Below are 22768 nucleotides of genomic sequence, written 5' to 3'. Positions count from 1 at the left end.
CCCGGCCTTAAATATAATTCATGATTGATTCTGCTATATTTTCTACATTCACCACTTCATCCACCAAATTCGTTGCAATAGCGGATTTGGGCATCCCAAAGACAATAGAAGTTTCCTGTGATTCAGCAATTGCTTTTACATTCCCGTTTTTCTTCATTTCGATAAGACCCTCGGCTCCGTCCGATCCCATTCCCGTCATGATGACTGTTATTTTTGAAACATGCTTCAAACTGCTAACCGACTCAAACAGAACATCCACTGAGGGGCGATGGCCATTGCGTGGTGCAGATTGTCCAAGACTGACAGCGAGGCTCGTCCCAATACTTTTCACCTCAAGATGCAAACCACCTGGAGCGATATAAGCTGTTCCCTTTTGCAGCAGCTCTCCGTCCTCAGCTTCCTTTACTTTAATTTCACTTAAGGAATCAAGCCTGTTGGCAAGGGACTTTGTAAAGCCGGCAGGCATATGCTGTACCACCAGAATTGGTGAGCCAAAATCCTTTGGCAATGATGTCAAAACTTGCTGCAGAGCTCTTGGACCACCTGTGGAAGTACCGATACATACAATTTTTTTTGCATTGGCATCATTTCTGTTCCCTGTAAAAGACTGCTTTTCTGACGCTTTTTTTCTGAAGTGATGAACCTTTTTTTATACTTTGAAGCGGAAAGGTTATGATCTTGATGAATATGCGTAATTTTAGGCAGATTAGCTTTACTTGCGGAAAGAATCTTTTCAATCAGCTCCGCCTTAATTTTATGTAGGTCGATTGAAATGGAGCCGGAAGGTTTTGCTACAAAATCCACTGCACCAGCCTGTATTGCCTGAAGGGTCGTATCCGCACCTTCCTTGGTTGTGCTAGACAGCATGACGACAGGTATCGGCTTTTCCTTCATCACTACCTTTAAAACTTCCAGTCCATTCATAATTGGCATTTCGACGTCCAGAGTAATGACATCCGGACGCAAGGCCCGCCATTTCTTAATTGCATCCTCTCCATTGCGCGCAGTGCCAATAACCTCAATCCTGGAATGTTCAGATAAAAAGTCGCTAATCAGCTTTCTCATAAAAGCCGAATCATCTACGATGAGAACCTTAATTTTTGCCAATTCGACCACTACCTTTCGAAAAGGAATTGCTTTAATCTTGCTGTAAAACTTCTGTTATCTCTCTTTTCGGCATTGTAGTTAACTTTGTCCATATATTTTTCCAAAATGGCGGCCATTCCCTTTGAAACTTGTGACCGTTCATTGAACAATACAAATGGAATTTGCCTTTTTACCGCCTCATGAACACTTTTGTCATCCGGAAGCATCCCAAGCTTAATCGTTGATCGGCCGAGAAACTTCTTTAAAACATCTTCCAGCCGAGAAAGGGTTTCATTTCCTTCCTTTACTGTTCCAGCCCTGTTGACAACCAGGTAAAATGGTAAAGTTGAATCAGCCATATGGATATATTTCATGGTCGCATAAGCATCCATTAGTGAAGTAGGTTCTGTTGTAGTAATCACAAATATTTCATTGACTGATAGAAGGATTGACAGCGTTTCTTCGTTCAAACCTGCCCCCATATCAAATATAAGATAATCATATTTTTTCAGGACTTCTCCGAGGCTTGATGTGAAATAATCGACGGTATTACGATCCATTTTAATTAACTGGCTTAAGCCTGTACCACCAGAAATATATTCGATTCCTTCTGGTCCCTGAAAAATAATTTCTTCCAAGGAAGACTTACCTGAAAGAAAGTCGGCGATTGATAGATGAGTGCTTCTTCCCATCAATATTTCAATATTCCCCATCCCGATATCAAGGTCAAATAACAGCACCTTATGTCCCTTCCTTGCTAAGGATATTGAGAAATTCAGTGAAAAATTTGACTTGCCAACCCCTCCCTTTCCGCTTACTACGGCCAGCGTTTTCGCTTCCTGATTCGGGGTTGTTTGTTTTAGCCGTTCTCTTAGTTTCTCTGCCTGGTCACTCATAGCTGCTTACCCCAAGAATAGTATTAACGATGATTTCCGGATTTGCTTCTATCAAATCATCGGGCACGTCCTGGCCGTTCGTCAAATAGGCGATGCCCGTCGAGAACTTATGTGACATATTCAGCATCGCTCCATAAACGGATGTTTCATCTAATTTGGTAAAGATGAATTTGTCGATGGTGATGAGCGAAAATTGGTTTCGGATTTCTTCCATATCCTTTTGTTTCGAAGTTAAAGCAAGCACAAGGAAGGTTTCCATGTCATTATTAAAATCAATCACATTTTTTAAATCGCTGACATATTTTTGATTCCTGAAGTTCCTGCCGGCTGTATCGATAAAAACGACATCATAGTCCTTGAACCTATTTGTCGCTGTCTGAAAGTCTTCGATGTTATAACAGACTTCAATCGGTACATCGAGAATTTTCGCATATGTTTTTAATTGTTCAATTGCAGCAATCCGATATGTATCAGTCGTGATAAACGCTGCTTTTTTTTGATGCTTCAATACACATTCCGCTGCAATCTTCGCGAGAGTCGTGGTTTTCCCCACACCCGTCGGACCGATCACATTGACGAATTTCTTTTGAAAAGAAATCCCCCCAAATGGTTGGCCAGCCAGCTTTCGAGTGATGGCTTCCGCGCTCCATTTTCTGATTTCTTCAGTGTTAGCAGATGCTCCCCCTAAATACCATCTTTCTAGAAGCGTTGGTGACAGCTCATCGATTAATCCTGTCTCCACCTCCTGGGTTTTTAAGTACTGCAGCTGCCTGCTGACTGGCTCAGGCAAAGACACAGGTATATCAGACTGTGAACTATTACTTTTCAGCAATTCCTTTAACTGTGCAATCTCCCTTATTAACTCACTATTTCCATTTGGAACCTGAATTGCCGGACTTGCCTGTTGCAGAACAGGCTGATGCTCATTCGCTGTTAGAGATTTTTTTATCAAAGGGTCTTTCTGAGACTTCTCCTGCAATGCAGGTTTTATGCTTATTTCTGTATCAGGATCTATAGCCGCGATGACTTCTATATTATTTTTACGAAAAAAACCCATGAAACCGCCTGTCTGGATGACTCGTGAGTTTAATATCACCGCATCGCTTCCCAGCTCCGCTCTCACTTGTTTCATTGCTTCGGGCATGGATGAAGCTGTATACTTTTTTACTTTCATTCTACATTCACCACTCCGACACTTTGGACTTCAACATTTGCTTCTAATTCGTTATAAGACAATACAGGGATTTGAGCAAAATACCTTTCGGTCAATTGACGCACATACATTCTGACAGCAGGAGAGCAGAGAACGATAGGAGTTTGTTCCATAATACTCAATTGTTCCACCTGACTTGCCACCGATTCCAGTATCCCCTGGGAAACAGCCGGATCGAGTGATAGATAGTTACCATGCTCTGTTTGCTGAACACCTTCGGCAATCAATTTCTCGACTCGTCCTGAAAGTGTAATGACCTTCAATGTATCTCCCATTCTTGAATACTGATTCGTTATCTGTCTAGCAAGCGCCTGGCGAACATATTCTGCCAAAATCTCAGTATCAGTTGTCACCTTTCCATAATCAGCAAGTGTTTCGAAAATGATCGGCAAGTTTCTGATTGAAACATTTTCTTTAAGCAGTTTTCCCAGTACCTTTTGGATTTCACCGACAGACAATGGATTGGGTGTCGCCTCCTCCACAAGGATTGGATAACTTTCCCGTAAATGGTCAATCAGCTGCTTCGTTTCCTGTCGGCCAAGCAGTTCATGCGCATTTGCTTTTATGACCTCGGTAATATGTGTAGAAACGACGGATGGTGGATCAACCACTGTATAGCCAAATATTTCAGCCTGTTCCTTCATTTCTTCGGTAATCCACTTAGCTGGAAGTCCGAAGCTTGGCTCTATTGTGTCGATCCCTTCCACGGATTCATCATCTATTCCCGGACTCATTGCCAGATAATGGTCTAGAAGCAACTCACCTCTGGCCATTTCATTCCCTTTGATTTTTAGCCTGTATTCATTCGGCTGGAGCTGGATATTGTCGCGAATTCTGACAACAGGAATAACTAGACCTAACTCAATCGCGAGCTGTCTCCTGATCATGACAATCCTGTCGAGCAAGTCTCCTCCTTGATTTGTATCTGCCAAGGGAATCAAACCATAACCGAATTCAAATTCGATTGGATCAACATTCAGCAAGTTGACAACACTTTCCGGACTCTTCATTTCATCCATCTGGATATCTTCTTCCATGTCCTCAAGCTGTTGTTTATCGGGTTCAGGCACACGTGAGAATGCATAGCCTCCAACTGCCAACAACGCCGCGAGCGGAATCGTGAGTATATCCGTGATTGGAGTGAACAAGCCAAGCAGGAATATTGTTCCTCCTGCAACATACAGCATTTTTGGATAAGCAGTAAGCTGAGAGGTAATATCAAATCCTAGATTTCCATCTGACGCAGCGCGTGTGACGACAATACCTGTAGCAGTGGAAATCAATAGCGCAGGAATTTGGCTGACGATCCCATCCCCCACTGTCAGCAATGAATATCTTTGTGCCGCATCACCAATTGCTAATCCTTGTTGAGTCATTCCGATGACTATTCCAAAAATTAAATTGATCAGAACGATAATGATACCTGCAATCGCGTCACCCTTTACGAATTTGCTGGCACCGTCCATCGCCCCGTAAAAGTCAGCTTCACGGCTAACCTTTTCGCGCCGTTCACGGGCTTGCTGCTCTGAAATCATTCCAGCATTCAAATCTGCATCAATACTCATTTGCTTACCTGGCATCGCATCGAGCGTAAACCTTGCTGCAACCTCTGATACACGTTCAGAACCCTTTGTGATAACAATAAATTGAATAATGATCAGGATGAGGAAAACAACCATCCCTACCACTACATTGCCGCCGACTACGAACGAGCCGAAAACCTCGACTACACCTCCAGCTTCTCCATGCGAAAGGATAGAACGTGTCGTTGAAACGTTAAGGCCCAATCGGAATAAAGTTAGAATTAACAGCAATGAAGGAAAAACAGAAAATTGCAGAGGTTCCGTCATATTCATTGTGTTCAACAGCACTAAAAGCGCGATGGATATATTTATCATGATCAGTATACTTAACAGCCATGATGGAAAAGGAATGATTAACATCGCCACTATTAAAATGACACCAAATATGACGGATAAATCTCTTGCTGACATATTTCTTCTCTCCTAACACTGCATAACCTAGAACTTACAGCACTTTATTTTTTGTCTGGTAAACAAAAGCGAGAATTTCTGCTACCGCTTTGAAAAATTCCTCCGGAATGGCATCTCCGATTTCTGTCTGGCTGTACAACGCTCTTGCCAGCGGCCGGTTTTCAACGGTGACAACCTCATTTTCCTTGGCAATTAATTTTATTTTTTGGGCAACGAAGTCCACCCCTTTTGCTACCACGATCGGTGCATCCGATTTCTGATCATCATATTTCAGGGCTATGGCAAAATGGGTTGGATTTGTTATGACCACATCAGCCTTCGGAACCTCTTGCATCATCCGCCGCATTGCCATCTCTCTCTGCCTTTGTTTGATTTTTGATTTGATGAGCGGATCTCCTTCGATATTCTTATACTCATCCTTTAAGTCCTGTTTAGACATGCGGATACTTTTTTCAAAATCGTATTTTTGGTATAGGTAATCCAATAAGGATAAAAATAGCAATGCTCCGGAGGAAAAAAGTCCCATTTGAAGAGTCAGGCTGGCAATTGTACCGAGTGCCGCCGCCAAACTCTTGCTCGATAGCAGCAAAACCTCATCCATCCTCGACCATAGAATTGAGAAAGCAATCAGCCCAATAAAGCTGATTTTAAGGATGGACTTTATTAATTCAACAATCGCCCTCATCGAAAAGATCCGTTTAAATCCGCTGATCGGGTTAATCTTTTCTAATTTCATTTGAATGGCTTCTGTTGAAAACATGAAGCCAACCTGGGCATAGTTTGCAGCCACCCCGGCTATCAGGGCAACCATCATCACTGGACCAAGAAAAATCGCTAGTTCAGCAAGGATTTCAAACAATATCGATTCAATATTTTTTTCAGTGAGATCCATAAGCATATAATTTTGCAAGGCTTGCCGGAGGACCCCTATCATCCTCTCAGTCATCGTTTTTCCAAAGAACATTAAAAATAAAAAGACTGCTAGAAGAACAACTGCAGTGTTGACATCCTGACTTTTGGCAACCTGGCCTTTTTTTCTTGCATCCTGTTTCTTTTTAGGAGTGGCTTTCTCAGTTTTCTCGCCAGCAAAGAACTGCAGATCCAATGTTAAAAAATCCATTTAAGCTCCTCCAATTAACTCCATCAAACCTCTCATAGTTCCCAGTGTGGTAGAAAACAGATCGGAAATGACCATCATCAGCACACCCATAACTGCGATAAGGACTACAAAACTGACTCCTATTTTTACAGGCAGACCGACAACGAAAATATTCAGCTGAGGTACAGTCCTTGCTACTATTCCCAGAGCGACGTCTACCAGGAACAGGCTGCCGACAACGGGAAGAGACATTTGGAATGCAATAATGAACATTTTATTGAATGCCAGAATGATATACTCGGCGATGTCTTGATTACCGAAAGGAATCATAACCTGATCCATAGGGACAAAATTATAGCTATAAAAAATGCCATCAAGCAGCAAGTGATGTCCATTCACTGTCAGCAAAAATAACAGAGCGATTGTATATAAATATTGTCCCATCAAGGGGCTCTGGGCACCCGTCTGGGGGTCTATGACGTTAGCGATTGCAAAGCCCATTTGGAAGTCTATCAACCCGCCGGCAATTTGGATTCCCGACATCATCAATGCGGCTATAAAACCGATGAGCAGGCCAACAAGGGCCTCTTTAATAATCAATAAGAAATAAGTACCGTCTATTACGATATCTGGAGCACCAACAGACGAAAACATAATAATAGAAAGGAAGAAACCCAGTCCAATTTTATGTGAAGCTGGAATCGTTCGGTAAGAAAACAACGGCATCATCAAGAAGAATGACGTGACCCTGACGAAAATAAGCAGAAATGCCGGAAATGAAGGAATGAAATCAATCATGGCTTCATCCGACAAACCTGGTCAAATTTGAGAAAATCTCGCTGGCATATGAGAGCATATAGCTGAGCATCCACGGACCGAAAAAAACGATGCCTATCAATACGGCAACAATCTTTGGAACAAAAGCCAATGTCTGTTCCTGAATTTGAGTTGTTGCCTGAAAAATGCTGACAATCAAACCCACTACCAGTGCAAGCGCGAGCAACGGGCCAGAAATCATCAGCACCGTATAGATTCCCCGTTCAGCTATTGAGATGACTGCTTCTGAAGTCATTATTTAATCACCTGCTTAGAAACTTTGTAATAAGGATTTCACAACTAAATACCATCCGTCCACCATTACAAATAGAAGGATCTTAAATGGAAGTGAAATCATTACCGGCGGAAGCATCATCATTCCCATCGACATCAGGACACTGGCTACTACCATATCAATGACCAAAAAAGGGATAAAAATCATGAATCCTATTTGAAAAGCTGTTTTGATTTCACTAATCGCGAATGCAGGAACAAGTGAAGTCAATGGTATGTCTTCGACTGATTTAGGAGGTTCTGCCTTTGAATATTCGAGAAATAAGGCGAGATCCTTCTGTCTTGTATGAGCGCTCATGAATTCTTTAAATGGAATGGATGCTTTATCATAAGCTTGCTCCAGATTTATCTCTTCGTTGAACAATGGTGTCAGCGCCTGTTTATTCACTTCCTGAAAGGTAGGGGCCATGATGAAGAAGGACAAGAATAAGGCTAACCCAACCAACACTTGGTTGGGCGGCATCTGCTGTGTTGCAAGCGCCGTTCTGACAAAGGAAAGAACGATAATGATCCTTGTAAAACTCGTCATTAAAATCAAGATGCTTGGCGCAAGAGAAAGTACAGTCAGAAGGAGCATCAGCTTTACTGAAGTTGATACATTCTCAGGAGCGCTGCTGTTGAAAAACTCCATAAACTCATTCATTTTTTTCTGACCCTCTCTTTTGAATCTCTTCAAGCATTTTCTTTCTTCCGCTTGCCATGCCATTCAGTTGTTGTTTTAATACCGCGGAAAAAGAGGAACTTTCCTTGCTGCCATCCTTATTCGCTCTTTTAAGGAACTTTGTCACAATATCGCTTGGCTGTACAAGCTGTTCCGCTTTGTTGTTATATTCCTGGAGGACTTGACTGTACTCATCGGGATCGTCAATTTCCTTTAACAGTTGTATATTTTCACCGACACCAACAATGAGCAGCCTTTTGCCTGCTTTGACAATCTGGATTGACCTGTTAGCACCAAGGCTTGCCCCCCCAAGATTTTCTACCAGCTGGGAGCTCTTGTATGACATGCTTTTTTTATTGATGAATTTAAGCAGGAAATATAAAAGTCCTGCTACAAATGCTGTGGCAATAATCATCCTAAGAAAATCTAAAAATGTAACCCCTATTTTTGTGTCAGTATTTTCTGTTTGATTCTTTGTTTTGCCTGACTGGCCATCATCACAGGAATCAGGTTTTTCCAGACAATCCTTTACACTTGTATTTAGCTGCTCCGCATACGCCATGCCTAGCGGGCTTAACAGAGCAGCTAATAGGAAAAGGACTATTGAGGCAGTTCGTATCATTCTTAACAATTGCCGCACCCTCTAAAGTAGGCTCTTTTCATAACCTTAAGATTTTTTGACCCTATTTAGGAACTTAATAGATGATTAGCTTAATGCTTTTGAGATCGCTTCAATCACTCGGTCTGCCTGGAACGGTTTAACAATAAAATCCTTCGCGCCCGCCTGGATCGCATCGATAACCATCGCTTGCTGACCCATAGCTGAACACATGATAACCTTTGCGTTAGGATTCACTTTTTTGATTTCCTTTAAAGATGAGATTCCATCCATTTCGGGCATCGTAATATCCATCGTTACGAGGTCCGGCTGTAACTCCTTATATTTTTCAAGTGCCTGCATCCCATCTGCTGCTTCAGCAACAACCTCAAAACCATTCTTTGTTAAGATGTCTTTAATCATCATTCTCATAAAAGCCGCATCGTCCACGACTAAAATTCTCTTTGCCATTGAAGTTCCTCCTGTGTCTTATCTCAATTTTTTGATTCTGTCACTCTGGCTGATTATATCTGTTACACGTACTCCGAAATTCTCATCAATGACCACAACTTCTCCCTGGGCAATCAGGCGATTGTTGACGAGGATATCGACTGGCTCTCCGGCGAGTTTGTCCAATTCGATGATCGACCCTGTAGTAAGTTCCAGTATATCCTTGACGGACCGTTTGGTTCTTCCAAGTTCAACCGTTACCTGTAAAGGAATATCCAGAAGCATATCAAGGTTTTTTGTTTCAGTTTGCTGCGGCTGGAATGTCTCAAAGCTTGAGAAAACCGCTGGCTGTACAGTTGGCTGAGCACCGGTCATCACGCTGCCAAAATGCTGTGGTCCAGTTGTTTGAGCAGGCGGCTGGTGGCTCCATGCTTCTGCAGGCATAGCTTGCTGTGCAGGCGGCTGATAATAAATCTGTTCAGGCTGTTGATACTGTACTTGCTGCTGCGGCTGGTTCGGCAGCTCTGGCGGTGAGTACACATTCGCCTGTGAATCAAGCATGGTTTGCTGCTTACTCGTTTCTTGTGAAGAACCAGGGTTCAATAATTCATCTACAAGACTTTTTGCGAATTTGACAGGCAGAAGCTGCATAATATTTGAATCTATTAGACTTCCAATCTTTAATGAAAAAGAAACCTTGACCAAAATATCATCTTCAGGAATTGTTTCTGTTCCTTCGCCTTCAACCACATTCAGCAGGTTGATATTAGGTGGTGAGATATCAACCCTTTTATTGAACACGGTCGACATTGACGTTGCCGCAGATCCCATCATTTGATTCATCGCTTCCTGGACTGCGCTCAACTGGATTTCATCCAACAGGTCCTTCGGATTCAGGCCATCTCCGCCGAGCATTAAATCGGCAATAATGGCTGCATCCTGTCGCTCTATGACAAGCATGTTGCTGCCAATAAACCCTTCCGTATAATGTACCTGAACAGCCACATATGGATCCGGGAATGCTTCTTCAAGCTTTGTTTTATGCACGACCGACACAGTTGGTGTATTAATTTCTACCTTTTGATTCAATAAAGTCGATAATGCCGTAGCAGAACTTCCAAAAGAGATATTTCCTATCTCTCCGAGTGCATCTCTTTCCATAAATGAAAAGTAATCATCCACATTTATTGGTTCCTCTTTTTCATATGCATCATCAGATGTACCTCTTAAAAGCGCATCGATTTCATCTTGAGATAACATGTCATCGCTCACCATCATCGTCTCCTCCCTTCAAAGTATCCAATACTTGAATGGCTAATTTTTTGTTGATTTTTCCTGGCTGCCCGACGAATTTTGGAATTCCACCGATTTTGATCATCATAGGCTGATCAATCTGCTGGTTTAATTCAATTACATCCCCTATATCAAACATCAGGAAATCCTGGATAGAAATTTCGGAAGACCCGATTTCTGCAGTGATATGGACATCAGCCTTATGGATTTCCTTTTGCAGTACTTCATACTCTATTGGCAAGCCTTCCTTCTTATCTGTTTGCATCCAATACTTCACAGACAGCATCGGCATAATCGGCTCGAGCACCACATGAGGGATACACATATTGATCATTCCGCTAGCTTCCCCAATTGTCGTATTAAGTGAAATAACAACTACTGTTTCATTTGGAGAAACCATCTGTAAAAATTGCGGATTCACTTCAAACTCTGTCAGCTGCGGATCAATTTCAGATATTGAACCCCAAGCCTCCTGGAAGTTTTCAAAAGCTTTTTCAAACATATTAGACATAATTTTCGTTTCAATCTCTGTAAGATTTTCAATTTTATTATGACTTGTTCCTCGCCCGCCTAGCATCCTGTCCATCATCGCATATGCAATATTAGGATTTATCTCCATCAGGATTCTGCCATCTAAAGGCGGAACATCAAATACATTCAAAATGGTCATTTTCGGAATTGACCTGATGAATTCTTCATAGGGAATCTGATCCGCAGAGGCAACACTTATTTGGACATATGTTCGTAGCTGCGCTGAAAAATAAGTCGTAAGAAGTCGCGCAAAATTTTCATGTATTCTTGTGAGGCTGCGGATCTGGTCTTTTGAAAAACGCAACGCCCTTCTGAAATCGTAAACTTTGACTCTCTTTTCAACTTGCTCTTTCTTTAATTCATCTGCATCCATCTCCCCCGTTGACAAAGCAGATAGAAGAGCATCAATTTCACTTTGTGATAATACCTCTCCCGACATATCCTCACCTCCGTTTTCATTATGTTTGGTTAGTTCTAGTTCTTATTGGAGGAGAGATCCAGTTATATATACATGCTTAATTTTGCCTTCTTGCATCAAGCTGTTTAATTTGGCTTTTAGACTTTCTTCCAGGTTCTTCTTGCCTTCCTTTCCTTGAAGCTCCTCAGATTTCTTTTCAGACAGCTCATAAATAATGAGATTCCTTACTTGGAAGTCTCGCTTTTGCAATTCCTCTTTCGCTTTTTCACTGTCTGTCTCAATTTTAAAAGATATTTTAATAAAATCATTTGAAGCCAGGTTTGTCGTCACTTCCGGAATATCAACTGATGCTTCTAACACCTCATCGATCGTTGGTTCTTTTTTTCCATCATCGCCAGTCAGTTTCATTACAGCGACAACAGCAACCGTACCAACCAGCATGATTGCTACAAGCATGATCAGCATAATCATAACAAGCTTATTATTCTTCATCTTCATGTTCCTCCAAAGTACGCCTTCCAAGAAGGCCGACAATCTGAAAAAATTCCTTTATAAAAGCACTGACCTGCGATTCGCTTTCCTTAACCACATATTTCCTGCCGTTCGTCAGCATGATCGTCGTATCAGGAAAGGATTCAACCGTCTCAATTAATAGAGGATTTATTCTAAACGTTTTCCCATTTAACTTCGTTACCTTTATCACTATAAATCACAGGGGCTAAAAGCATGATGCTCTCAGCCCTGCTCCTCTCTTAATCTATCGTTTAAGGTTCACTAACTCCTGCAGGATTTCATCCGAAGTAGTGATGATTCTAGTATTTGCCTGGAAACCACGCTGTGCAGTAATCATCTCGGTAAACTCCTCAGAAAGGTCAACGTTTGACATTTCAAGGGCACCCGCAGCGATTGTCCCGCGGCCCTCACCAGGAACGTTAATATTCCTCTGTCCTGAGTTAACTGATTCCTGGAATGTATTATTCCCTGCCTTGATAAGACCTGAAGGGTTGCTGAACTTAGCAAGCGCCAATTGGCCAATCGTCATGATCAATCCGTTTGAGTATACCCCGTTGATTTCCCCACTTGACCCAATATTGAAGCTTTCGAGCAATCCTTGTGTATTACCGTCTGGATATGCGTTTGCATCCATGCTGCCGCCTTCAATAGTCAAGTCTTCGAGTGAGACAGTTACTGCAACATTTTTAGTACCACCATTTCCATTTCCAACAACCAAATTAAAACTAGGAAGTCCATTAGTGGTAGGTACTTTTATTGCTTTATCAATTGGAGTAGCTGGATCTACTGACTTGTCAACAAACGAAAGTGTCCAATCCCCGGTAATTGGATTAACTGGTTTAATCGTCATATCAATGACATGCTCGACTCCATCATTATCAACTACCTTAATTTGCTGCAAAGTTTCCGACTCACCCTTTGCATCCTTAGGCAAGTTACCTTTCATAACAAGTTCAGTAGTCGTTTTAGCTGGCAGAAGCGCATTAACGTTTACTGTGACGTCTTCAAGAGCGCCTTTTTTATTTAAAGATTGCACCTTCAAACCATCACCTGTTACAAGCGTTCCATAGTCATCAAGATAGAAATTGCCGGCACGAGTGTAAAATTCCTGCTGTCCTTGTTTGACAATGAAATAACCATCGCCCGTGATCGCAAGGTCAAGTGCGCGTCCTGTCGTTTGCAAGCTTGCTTGTGTATCGACTGTATCAATGCTCGCCATTGTGGAACCTAGTCCTACTTGCATCGCATTTCTTCCGCCACGATTGTTTTGCACTGCACTAGCACCGGATACCATCTGGTTCATCGTATCTTTAAAAGTCACACGGCCCTTTTTAAAGCCGAAAGTATTTACATTTGCAATGTTGTTTCCAATTACGTCAAGCTTTGTCTGAAAGTTTTTCATTCCGCTGATTCCTGAATACATTGAACGAAGCATTTTGTTGACTCCCTCCTAATTTGCGGGCTGTTTCTGTCGGTCCACAGCCCCAGGCCTCCGTAAAGGTCCAGCCTATTTAATTTTCTAAAACAATTGTCCCGTTAATATTAGTGAAAATCTGTTCAGCAGCCTCCTGGCGACCCATGGCTGTAATGACGGTATTGTTCTTTGCACTGACGATTAAAGCAGCATCCTTCAAGAGCACAAGTGAATCATTTACACCCTTCGCCTTTGCCTGTCTCACTTTATCTTCAATCTTTGTCCAGCGTTCCTGGTTGATTTCAATTCCTCGTTGTGCCAGCCTTTCCTTTGCATGCTTGCTTAAAGTAAGCTTGCTGTTACTTTGGATTGCTGACTGAAGCTGAAGAGAAAATGGCGATTGGGCAGACTGGTTGGTTTTAATTGGCTTTTGGTGACTCCTGCTTACAGGCAGTGACTGGATTGGACGAAAATGCGCCTTTTCCATAACATCACTTCCCAACATTATTGAATTTTTGTTATTTGTGAAGATACAATGCTTGTACCATTTTCATCATTCATTACATATGAGGTTTTACCGTTTTTAAATGAAACAGATTGCACCACGGCTGTTTGCTCTTGTTTATTGGCATCTAGATACGTAATGGTCTTTCCGATCAGCATGCTTGCCTGCAACATATGATTCTCTTGGGAAAGCTCATTGATTTGCGAAATATTTCCAGGTTCCAGAGCAGTTCCATCCTCAAGGATGAAGAGTACATCGTTCTCTTTAAATTGTACGGAAGCTACCTTCCCGGTACCTTCTTTTACAATCTCCTGCCCATTCTGCTCCTCAATCTTATGCCAGGTAATTTCTTTGCCAGCAAACTGGCTGTATGAAATCATCCTATTTTGCTCTTCAGCCTGCACAAACCGATCGATTGATTTCCCCATATTCGTAATTTGTTCAAGTGTTGAGAAAGTAGCCATTTGAGCGACAAAATCTTTATCCTGCATTGGATTTAACGGATCCTGGTTTTGGAGCTGTGTCATTAGTATTTTTAAAAAATCGTCTTTCCCTAAAACATCAGAACCTGAACTCTTACGTTCCTTCTGAAGATTAGAAAGTAAATAAGAAGAATTGATTCCATTTACCATATTTAGAACCTCCTATGCTTCTGTATTAAGAAGCGCTTCCTCAAAAGAGAGATTAAAATCTCCTTGATCTTCTTTGCTGTCCTGCTCCTGCCTGTCCGGCTGTCTATGCTGCTGATGTGGATCTCTGTTCAAAAATCTTTCCTGCTGTGAGCTCTGCTGGGATATTTCAATTCTTTCCACTGTAATGTTTTGTGCTGCGAACGCCTGTTTAAGCCCATTCACATGGGATTCCAGTGCATCCTTGGCCGTTCCAGTCGTAGTGATGATCCGAGCTATCATTGTCTGGTCTTTTTGGAACAGTTCAACCCTCACACTGCCTAGGTGTTCAGGAAATAATTTAATGAACAGCTTTTGTGTACCACCTGAGTTCAAAAACTGAGACTTAGAAAGAATTGACTCAAACTGCTTCATTAAAGCCTCCCCGGAAACCATCTTTTCAGGGCCCTTTCGCATGATGCTCAATTGCTCTAATCTGCCAATTTGCGGAAGGAATCCTAATTGATTACTAGCGCTTTCCGTTTTTTGTACGGCTGGACTCTCAGCTTCAAAATTCACTTCTAAATTGACCTTTTTAGGTTCTTCCATGTTTAACTCTGCGGCTAAACGGGTAAACCTCATTTGGATAATATCTGTTTTCACCTTTATCGGCTCGGTCAGGCTCCCTAATTTCTCACCGATTCCCTGAAGAAGTTCGTCTAAATCAATCGTGACTTTTTCTCCTGGAGAAGGAGCATTTTTTACGAAAAGGGCATGGAATTTCAAGGACTTTAGAATTTGCAGATCATTTTTATCAAGCTTATTTGCCAATTCCTTCTGAGGCAGATCTGCTATTTCAGAAAGTAATTTTGCAATCTGCTGAACAACATCCTCCTGAAATGGTGCCTCTTCGTCACTATGACTCGTCCACTTTTGAATAAAAACATCTAATTGGCTGCTGCTTATTCCTAGTTGTTCGAGAATTTTTTCAAGCAGTGCTTCCACATCAGCAGTATCCATGCCTTCTGGAATATCCATTCCCGCTTCGAGTTCTGTTATATTCTCTTTCTGAAGTAAGATTGATGTTTCCTTCGTTCCGTTTGACATTTCACTTTTTTCATCTGTTTTCGCTGACTCTTTTGTAACATTGTCTGAATGAGGGTCTCTTGTTTGAACATCAGACAGTGCCTCAGAAAACTTTCCCTTTACGGATGTCGACTCCAAAGAGCGGACAGGAGAATTTTGCTTAACTGCTATTGCTCCAACTTCCACTTTTTCACCTCCTTTCAATTCGAGATTGTTTTATGGCATCTGTTTGCTAGATTCATTGGTCAGCTGTTCTGTATATTTCGCCGCTACTTCTGATGGGAGCTTTTCCATGATTGCTGCAAGTGATTCGGCTTTTATATTCGTTAAAATTTTAAGTGCTTCATCATTTTCCATTTCAGCAATGATAGGAGCAGCTTTTTTTGCTGACATCGTTTCGTAGGTTTTTACGATATCCTTGAAAGCTCTCTTATTTTCTTCCTGTATGGCCGTCAATTCTTCAATCTGTGCTTCAAGCTGTGTCTTCTCAAGCTTCATTCGTTCTACTTCCATGTCTTTGCTTTCAATTTTTGCTTCGAGCTGTTCCATTTTGGCTTCGTTGTCCTGTATCTCCGCTTCCAAGCTTATAATATTCTTCTCATATTCTTCCACTGATGCTTGCTTATCTTCCTTCAGCATTTTTGAAACAAACGGGATTTTTCCGCCCAGTTCATTTGCTGTCTGAAAGACATTAATACCCGCAAATGATAAGACTACTAAAGCCACGACAATTGCAAATAATGCCGGAATAGCAATCACAAACAAAAACCATTGGAACCGATTAACCCGCTGCCCCTCTTTTTCTTCCAAACTCTTTTCCATTAAATCACCTAATTTCCCGGTTCATATATTGCTGAATCGAGATCTCGTCCATCATCCTGCTCTCAGCATACTTTTCCTCAGCTAGGAATTGATGATGGTCCTTTTCTTTGATCTTTTCGTACTTTTTCACTTCAACATTCTTTTCCATAAGCTGCATTTGTTGAAAGTTCATGATATTCCTGGCATTCATAACGACCTTCTGGTAGTGTTCAATCGATTTTTCGAGGTTTCCGATGAACTGTTGATGATGGCGAATTTCCTGTACTGGGAGCCCGCTGACAAGTCTTCCTGATTGATAGCTTTCGAGATCCTCTTTTTTCTTGAGCAGATGGTAAAGTCGGTCAGCGGCTTCCTCAAATTTCTTGACTGAATCCTGGTAAACTACCTGGGCCTCATCTTTTTCCCTGGACTTAAGTGACAGGATTTTATCAAATTTATAATGATATTGCATAGAACCCATCAACCTTTCCTTACTAATTGCAACAGTTCCTGAATACTTTCATCGATGGACACTTTTTCACTTGTACCTTGCTTTAAAAAATTGAGTATCTGGGGGTAACGCATGATTGCTTCATCAATTTCAGCTGAAGAACCTTTTTTATAAGCACCGATATTGATCAGGTCCTCTGAGTTTATATAGGTGCTCAATAATTCCCTCAATCTTTCGGCCGCTTTTACATGATCCTCACTAACAATATTATTCATGATCCTGCTGATGCTCTTCAGAACATTTACTGCAGGATACTGCCCCTTGTTAGCTAAATTCCGGTCAAGAACGAAATGACCATCTAAAATGCCTCGTACTGTATCTGCGATTGGTTCATTCATATCGTCTCCATCTACAAGAACCGTGTAGAAACCAGTGATTGATCCGTGTTCATTTGTCCCTGTTCTTTCAAGCAGCCGGGAAAGAATCGCGAAAACTGAAGGAGTATATCCTTTCGTTGTTGGAGGCTCACCGACAGCTAAGCCTACTTCCCGCTGTGCCATTGCCACCCTTGTGACGGAATCCATCATAAGCATGACATTAAGTCCTTTATCTCGAAAATACTCGGCGATTGCTGTTGCAGTATAGGCACCTTTAATTCTCATAAGTGCTGGCTGGTCTGAGGTAGCTACGACAACAATTGACCTTTTCAAGCCTTCTGGTCCTAAGTCTCTTTCAATAAATTCTCTTACCTCACGGCCCCGTTCACCAATTAGCCCTATTACATTCAGGTCTGCAGTTGTGTTCCGGGCAATCATTCCCAGTAATGTACTTTTACCTACACCACTACCGGCAAAGATCCCGACACGCTGCCCGTTCCCTACAGTCAGCAAGCTGTCTATCATTCTTACCCCAACTTCGATTGGTTCCGAAATCGGCGGCCTGCTCAATGGGTTTGGTGGATCCTGTTCTGTAGGAACAGATGCCAGACCTTTTGGAAGGCTTGATTGATCCAAAGGGACCCCGAGCGAGTCGACAACTTTCCCTATAAGTCCAGGTCCTGCTTTAATTTCTAAAGGCTTCATTGTCGTCTCGACCAGACTGCCTGGAGATATATCATGAAGGGATGTATAAGGCATCAAAATAACATTTTCATCTTTGAACCCGACAACTTCTGCCTGGATCTTGCGTCTTTTTTTTGTACCTACATGGATAAAGCAAACATCACCTATCGAGCTCTCAGGACCCTGGGATTCAATCATCAGGCCTACAACTCTTTTGACTCTTCCAAATCTTTTGAAGCTATCTATAAAGTCGATATGCTCAAGTAAATCAGAAGCCTTCACTATTGCTCACTCTCCAACATTTCAAACAGCTTTTGTTTGATTTCTTCAAGCTGACTGTCAACGCAAGCATCAATCCTGCCATTTTCAGATTCGATAATACAAGAGTCCTCAGTCAAATCATCATCCGGAAAAATGTAAAAATCTACTTCCTTTGGAAAAAGGGCTATTAGTTCTTCCTTTTGTCCCAGAATATATTGATAATGATTGGGATGAATATGAAGCTGTATATCCTTGTAATCCCTAGCATTCTTCAGAGCTCTTTTCACAAGATAGATAAACTCTTCTTCATTTTCTGAAATCTTTTTGCCGAGTATTTTACCGGCCACCTTCATTCCTAAATCAAGAATGACCTTTTCAGCTGACTCGATATGGCTGTAATAATCCTGTCTCGATGCCTCTACAACTTCTTGTGCAGACTGAATTAATTGGTGGCACTCGTCATATCCCCGAGTATTCCCTTCCTCACGCCCGCGCTCGTACCCGATTGCCCGGGCATCCTCCGCTATAGATTCCTTCTCATGCTCCCATATCTGCTGTTCATGTATTACTTGCTCTTTGATAAGCCGTGCTTCTTCCAAAGCCTGGGCTAAAATCTTCTCTGCTTCCTGCTCTGCCTCTCTGAGGATCTGAGTTCGCTCTGCTTCTGTATGTGTAAAAACTGGTTTAGTTTCCTCATCGGGAGCATTTGTTTCCATCAACTTGATAGAAATCACTTTTTTCTCCGCATCTGCGGGTACGGTGAAGTGTGATTTTATAAGCCTAGACAATGATATCATCTCCTCCGCCGCGGGCTACGACGATTTCACCAGCTTCTTCCAGACGGCGGATGATCGCAACAATTCTTGATTGAGCTTCCTCAACATCCCGCAAACGTACAGGGCCCATGTATTCCATTTCATCCCTGAATGTTTCTACCATGCGCTTGGACATATTCTTAAAGACAATTTCTTTCACTTCATCACTAGAAACTTTAAGTGCAAGCATAAGGTCTTCATTTTCACAGTCACGAATCACTCGCTGAATCGCACGATTATCAAGAGTAACGATATCTTCGAATACGAACATCCTTTTCTTGATTTCTTCTGCAAGTTCAGGATCCTGGATCTCAAGGGCATCAAGGATTGTTCTTTCTGTTGCCCTGTCAACCCCATTCAAAACATCAACGACAGCTTCTATCCCGCCAGTTTGTGTATAATCCTGAGTAACTGTCGCAGATAGCTTTCTTTCAAGTATTTGTTCTACTTCATTTATGATTTCCGGTGAGGTGCTATCCATAACGGCAATTCTTCGCGCAATATCGGCCTGTACTTCCTGAGGAAGTTCTGACAGTATTTGTCCAGCCTGAGCAGAATCCAAATAAGATAGAATAAGTGCAATTGTTTGAGGATGCTCATTTTGGATAAAATTCAGAATTTGACCTGCGTCCGCTTTCCTGGCAAAGTCAAAAGGACGCACCTGCAAGGACGAAGTCAGTCTATTAATAATAACTGCAGCCTGGTCAGCTCCCAGCGCCTTTTCAAGGACCGTCTTGGCATAGCCAATCCCCCCTTGGGTTATATAATCCTGTGCCAGTGCAATGTTATGAAATTCTTCCAATATCTCTTCTTTCGCAGAAGAATCTACTTTTTTCACACCTGAAATTTCAAGTGTAAGCTTTTCAATTTCCTCTTCACTTAAATGCTTGTATACTGAAGCAGAAACATCAGGCCCAAGCGATATCAGGAGGATTGCCGCTTTCTGTTTTCCAGTAAGTTCTTTCTGGTCTTTCCTTGCCATATGTCCTCCTCCTAATCTTCCGCAATCCATGTACGCAATAATTTAGCAAAGTCTTCCGGCTTTTCTTTCGCCATTTTTTCAAGCTGCTTTTTCTTCATTGTGCCTTCAGTTTCAAACTCTTTATTAACATCCGGTACATAGACTGATTCTGCCCGCTCTTCAAAGAAGATTTCCTTTTCTTCTTCCTTTGCTTTGCGTGAGCGCAAGAAAAGAACAAGCAGCAATGCGATAATTGCCAGCAGGATTCCGCCAACCAGGTAAATCCACCAAGGCAGTTTCTGTACCACTTCATTTTCAAAGGTTACTTTGCCATTGAACGGCTGAACAGAGACCACCACTTTATCTTGAATCGCTTCATCTGTAAGTTCTATTCCTGAAGCATTTTTATCAATTGTTGTCCTCACAATCGTTCCAAGAATTTTCGTGATATCGTCCACCCGTTCCTGTGGAAGAGAATTTGGATCATCCGGTGTTGGAGGTTCGACCATTACCTGAATTCCTAAATCTCTTACTTTATAAGGACTCTCGGTAATTTCCTTGCGTATTCTGCTAACCTCATTGTTGATCGTTTCTTCGACCTTTTCATAGTCTCCATTGCCATTTGCACCTTCAAGATACTGCGAGCCCGTCGTATCAGCAGGATTTCCGCCTTCAGGAATTCCGCCAGCCTGTTCAGCATTTCCTGAAAAAGTTTCAGTAATCCGCTGTGCGCTGATTGCGATTCCTTCCATGTTTTCCTTGTCTACTGGCTCAACGAGATTTTCTTCCCTGTTTTCTTGGGTGAAATCAACATCTGCAGTAACGGATACAACGACCTTGTCACGTCCCATCAAGGTTCCAAGCATGTTCTGAACTTGTCTTTGTACATCTCGTTCAATTTGCTGTTTAATTTCATGCTGTGAAGCAAATGTTGCTCCATTAGAATTTTCATCATTTTTTAAATCAAAATACTCAAAGAATTGATTCATGATGACGATATTATCTGTGGGAAGATTTGGAACGCTCTTTGCAACGAGGTGATAAAGCGTTCTAATCTGTTCTTCTTTGAATTGATAGCCCGGACTGGTATTCAAGACAATCGAGGCTGAAGCTTGCTCAGCGCTGTCATTTACGAAAATCCCTTTTTCAGGAAGGTTAATCATAACCTTTGCATCGTTAACTCCTTCAATGCCCTTCATCAGGTCAGCTAGTTCTGTTTGCATAGCTTCCAGCTTAAGAACGTTAAATTCATTGTCTGTCATTCCTAAACCAGCATTCTGGCTGAAAAATGAATAATCAATGCTGCCTGATTTAGGAATTCCTTCTGCAGCAAGCTCAACTTTCAAACTATTTACCGACTCTTCCGGCACTAGTATTGTTTTCCCGCCATCAGCAATTTCAGATTTTATACCTCTTGCATCAAGGCTTTCTTTTATTGTCCCCGTTTCTGCAGGCGATAGATTGCTATATAAAGGCACAAGGGAAGTCCTGGTTGTAAAGAAGGCTGTTAGTGCAGCAACAGCCACTATCAAGAAAAGTGACGCACCCAGACTGATTTTTTGCTTTCTGGTGCGCCCTTGCCAGAAATCCTTCATTGTATTTAAATACTTTTGAACGGTTTCTTTCATTTCAATCCCCCGGTTATTAAGTCTCTTCTTTTTATACAGCTAATAACCGCTATAACTTTAGTTTTTAGCCAATATTATTAGACTTGCATTCTCATCATTTCCTGATAAGCTTCTATAACTTTATTTCTCACTTCTAATGTAGCTTGCATCGTAATGCTCGCTTTTTGGCTCGCAATCATTACTTGATGGAGATCTACATTTTCACCGCGAGCTAATTTTTCTGTCATGATGTCTGACTGAACCTGAGATTGATTTAGATGTTCGATTGATTTCTTAAGTACGGACGTAAAACTTTGTTGTGCTTCGTATGCTGTAGATGTGGGAGTGGGCTTATTTGTCTCAAATGGCCTGACCATTTGGCTAACTGAATTGATCCCTAATGTATTCATCTAATATCTCTCCTTACTTCCCGATTTCGAGTGCCTTCATCATCATTCCCTTAGAAGCGTTGAAGACGGTTACGTTTGCTTCATAGGACCTTGTAGCGCTGATTAAGTCAACCATTTCCCTTAAAGGATCGACATTAGGATACTCTACATAGCCAGTTTCAGGATCTGCATCAGGATGCTCAGGATCATATACCATTTTCATTGGTGTCCTGGTATCTTCTTTTATTTGTGATACCTTTACTCCATTCCCTGCTGCATTCTCACTTCGGCTTCCCATTGCCCTGTTTAAAAAAGATGAAAAACTGCCTTCCTTAGGTTCCAAAACAACCATTTTTCGGTGATATGCTTTACCGTCAGCCCCCCTGGTTGAATCGACATTCGCCATATTGGAAGATATAACATCCATTCTAAGCCGTTGTGCTGTTAAGGCTGAGGCAGTTGTATTCATGCTATGGAACATCGTCATAATTATTTCCCACCTCTTATAACAGTCTGAAGAGAATTGAACTTTCCGTTAATCCTTTCGGTTAATGCATTAAAATAAATTTGATTCGTTGCAAGATCGGACATTTCTTTATCCAAGTCAACACTATTGCCATTCTCATTGTAGTTAACATTATTTTTAATGACTGTGCCTGGAAAAGCTCCATTACGGCTCTTAAATACAAAATGGCGTCCGTCAGTCCTTTTAGCCTCGAACGACTGCCCTAGCGTCTCTTGAAACACTGCTTTGAAACTGACATCTTTCGCCTTATAATTTGGTGTGTCGACATTCGCGATATTTTGAGAAACAATTTTCTGTTTCAAGGATGAATAGTTCAACGCATTTTCCAGGGTTGATACGGTATTCGAGAACAACTTCAATATTTTCACCCCTCAGTTGTTAAGCAAGCTTTTGCTGAATTTTGTAATTCTTTGGAGAATCC

The 22768-nt window shown here is 41.7% G+C and carries 26 protein-coding genes and 1 pseudogene; all 27 read right to left on the bottom strand.

Translation table 11 applies throughout. The features are described from left to right. Positions 1-7: 7 nt before the first annotated feature. The 27 genes and pseudogenes from AABM38_RS08860 to flgB all read right to left on the bottom strand — a co-directional run bounded on the left by AABM38_RS08860 (position 8) and on the right by flgB (position 22706). A pseudogene (locus tag AABM38_RS08860) lies at positions 8-1107 on the bottom strand (protein-glutamate methylesterase/protein-glutamine glutaminase). 8 nt (positions 1108-1115) lie between these two features. Beyond that, a complete protein-coding gene (locus AABM38_RS08855; RefSeq protein WP_423410043.1) occupies positions 1116-1982 on the bottom strand; it encodes a MinD/ParA family protein in 867 nt (288 codons plus the stop codon). Further along, positions 1975-3156: a flagellar biosynthesis protein FlhF gene (gene flhF / locus AABM38_RS08850; protein WP_423410042.1), complete on the bottom strand. Its 1182-nt coding sequence runs from the start codon at positions 3154-3156 to the stop codon at positions 1975-1977. Before flhF ends, AABM38_RS08855 begins: the two co-directional genes overlap by 8 nt. Next, complete coding sequence (gene flhA, locus AABM38_RS08845; RefSeq protein ID WP_423410041.1) at positions 3153-5189, bottom strand: flagellar biosynthesis protein FlhA; 2037 nt, start codon at positions 5187-5189, stop codon at positions 3153-3155. The genes flhF and flhA overlap by 4 nt, the downstream gene beginning before the upstream one ends. Before the next feature lie 34 nt (positions 5190-5223). Next, positions 5224-6309: a flagellar biosynthesis protein FlhB gene (gene flhB / locus AABM38_RS08840; protein ID WP_423410040.1), complete on the bottom strand. Its 1086-nt coding sequence runs from the start codon at positions 6307-6309 to the stop codon at positions 5224-5226. After that, positions 6310-7086, bottom strand: coding sequence for a flagellar biosynthetic protein FliR (gene fliR / locus AABM38_RS08835; protein WP_423410039.1), 777 nt, complete (start codon positions 7084-7086; stop codon positions 6310-6312). It abuts the gene before it with no gap. 4 nt (positions 7087-7090) lie between these two features. Then, a complete protein-coding gene (fliQ, locus tag AABM38_RS08830; protein ID WP_335374970.1) occupies positions 7091-7360 on the bottom strand; it encodes a flagellar biosynthesis protein FliQ in 270 nt (89 codons plus the stop codon). 15 nt (positions 7361-7375) lie between these two features. Next, positions 7376-8041: a flagellar type III secretion system pore protein FliP gene (fliP, locus tag AABM38_RS08825; RefSeq protein ID WP_423410038.1), complete on the bottom strand. Its 666-nt coding sequence runs from the start codon at positions 8039-8041 to the stop codon at positions 7376-7378. Then, positions 8034-8681 carry a flagellar biosynthetic protein FliO gene (locus AABM38_RS08820; protein WP_423410696.1) on the bottom strand — a complete coding sequence of 216 codons (648 nt, stop codon included), beginning with the start codon at positions 8679-8681 and terminating at the stop codon, positions 8034-8036. The genes fliP and AABM38_RS08820 overlap by 8 nt, the downstream gene beginning before the upstream one ends. A gap of 84 nt (positions 8682-8765) precedes the next feature. After that, positions 8766-9128, bottom strand: coding sequence for a response regulator (locus AABM38_RS08815; RefSeq protein ID WP_423410037.1), 363 nt, complete (start codon positions 9126-9128; stop codon positions 8766-8768). An 18-nt stretch (positions 9129-9146) separates the two neighbouring features. Continuing rightward, positions 9147-10382, bottom strand: coding sequence for a flagellar motor switch phosphatase FliY (gene fliY / locus AABM38_RS08810; RefSeq protein ID WP_423410695.1), 1236 nt, complete (start codon positions 10380-10382; stop codon positions 9147-9149). Continuing rightward, positions 10369-11370: a flagellar motor switch protein FliM gene (fliM, locus tag AABM38_RS08805; RefSeq protein WP_423410036.1), complete on the bottom strand. Its 1002-nt coding sequence runs from the start codon at positions 11368-11370 to the stop codon at positions 10369-10371. Before fliM ends, fliY begins: the two co-directional genes overlap by 14 nt. 42 nt (positions 11371-11412) lie before the next feature. Beyond that, positions 11413-11841: a flagellar basal body-associated protein FliL gene (gene fliL, locus AABM38_RS08800; protein WP_423410035.1), complete on the bottom strand. Its 429-nt coding sequence runs from the start codon at positions 11839-11841 to the stop codon at positions 11413-11415. Next, positions 11831-12052, bottom strand: coding sequence for a flagellar FlbD family protein (locus tag AABM38_RS08795; protein WP_423410034.1), 222 nt, complete (start codon positions 12050-12052; stop codon positions 11831-11833). The genes fliL and AABM38_RS08795 overlap by 11 nt, the downstream gene beginning before the upstream one ends. Before the next feature lie 54 nt (positions 12053-12106). Beyond that, a complete protein-coding gene (locus tag AABM38_RS08790) occupies positions 12107-13297 on the bottom strand; it encodes a flagellar hook protein FlgE (protein WP_423410033.1) in 1191 nt (396 codons plus the stop codon). A 76-nt stretch (positions 13298-13373) separates the two neighbouring features. Next, entirely contained in the window at positions 13374-13763 is a 390-nt protein-coding gene (locus AABM38_RS08785) for a TIGR02530 family flagellar biosynthesis protein (RefSeq protein WP_423410032.1), read from the bottom strand. Positions 13764-13780: 17 nt separating this feature from the next. Beyond that, positions 13781-14413: a flagellar hook assembly protein FlgD gene (gene flgD, locus AABM38_RS08780; RefSeq protein ID WP_423410031.1), complete on the bottom strand. Its 633-nt coding sequence runs from the start codon at positions 14411-14413 to the stop codon at positions 13781-13783. Between the two features lie 12 nt (positions 14414-14425). Continuing rightward, positions 14426-15661, bottom strand: coding sequence for a flagellar hook-length control protein FliK (locus tag AABM38_RS08775; RefSeq protein ID WP_423410030.1), 1236 nt, complete (start codon positions 15659-15661; stop codon positions 14426-14428). 30 nt (positions 15662-15691) lie between these two features. After that, on the bottom strand, positions 15692-16297 hold the full coding sequence (locus tag AABM38_RS08770; RefSeq protein ID WP_423410029.1) for a MotE family protein: 606 nt from the start codon (positions 16295-16297) through the stop codon (positions 15692-15694). Between the two features lie 4 nt (positions 16298-16301). Next, positions 16302-16748 carry a flagellar export protein FliJ gene (gene fliJ / locus AABM38_RS08765; protein WP_335427629.1) on the bottom strand — a complete coding sequence of 149 codons (447 nt, stop codon included), beginning with the start codon at positions 16746-16748 and terminating at the stop codon, positions 16302-16304. Between the two features lie 8 nt (positions 16749-16756). Next, complete coding sequence (gene fliI / locus AABM38_RS08760) at positions 16757-18070, bottom strand: flagellar protein export ATPase FliI (protein WP_423410028.1); 1314 nt, start codon at positions 18068-18070, stop codon at positions 16757-16759. Continuing rightward, entirely contained in the window at positions 18070-18837 is a 768-nt protein-coding gene (gene fliH / locus AABM38_RS08755; protein ID WP_423410027.1) for a flagellar assembly protein FliH, read from the bottom strand. Before fliH ends, fliI begins: the two co-directional genes overlap by 1 nt. Then, positions 18830-19846 (bottom strand): flagellar motor switch protein FliG, encoded by a 1017-nt coding sequence (gene fliG / locus AABM38_RS08750; RefSeq protein WP_335374985.1) that lies wholly within the window; start codon positions 19844-19846, stop codon positions 18830-18832. Before fliG ends, fliH begins: the two co-directional genes overlap by 8 nt. Positions 19847-19857: 11 nt before the next feature. Then, the gene (gene fliF, locus AABM38_RS08745) at positions 19858-21453 is read right to left on the bottom strand and encodes a flagellar basal-body MS-ring/collar protein FliF (protein WP_423410026.1); all 1596 of its coding nucleotides are present in this window, start codon (positions 21451-21453) and stop codon (positions 19858-19860) included. A gap of 77 nt (positions 21454-21530) precedes the next feature. Next, positions 21531-21809, bottom strand: coding sequence for a flagellar hook-basal body complex protein FliE (gene fliE, locus AABM38_RS08740; RefSeq protein WP_423410694.1), 279 nt, complete (start codon positions 21807-21809; stop codon positions 21531-21533). 46 nt (positions 21810-21855) lie between these two features. Then, positions 21856-22308: a flagellar basal body rod protein FlgC gene (flgC, locus tag AABM38_RS08735; RefSeq protein WP_423410025.1), complete on the bottom strand. Its 453-nt coding sequence runs from the start codon at positions 22306-22308 to the stop codon at positions 21856-21858. A 2-nt stretch (positions 22309-22310) separates the two neighbouring features. Continuing rightward, a complete protein-coding gene (flgB, locus tag AABM38_RS08730; RefSeq protein ID WP_423410024.1) occupies positions 22311-22706 on the bottom strand; it encodes a flagellar basal body rod protein FlgB in 396 nt (131 codons plus the stop codon). Positions 22707-22768: the final 62 nt, after the last annotated feature.

Source organism: Heyndrickxia sp. MSNUG, assembly GCF_049532715.1.
Lineage (GTDB): Bacteria > Bacillota > Bacilli > Bacillales > Cytobacillaceae > Mesobacillus.
This window is presented reverse-complemented; position numbering and strand designations above follow the sequence as displayed.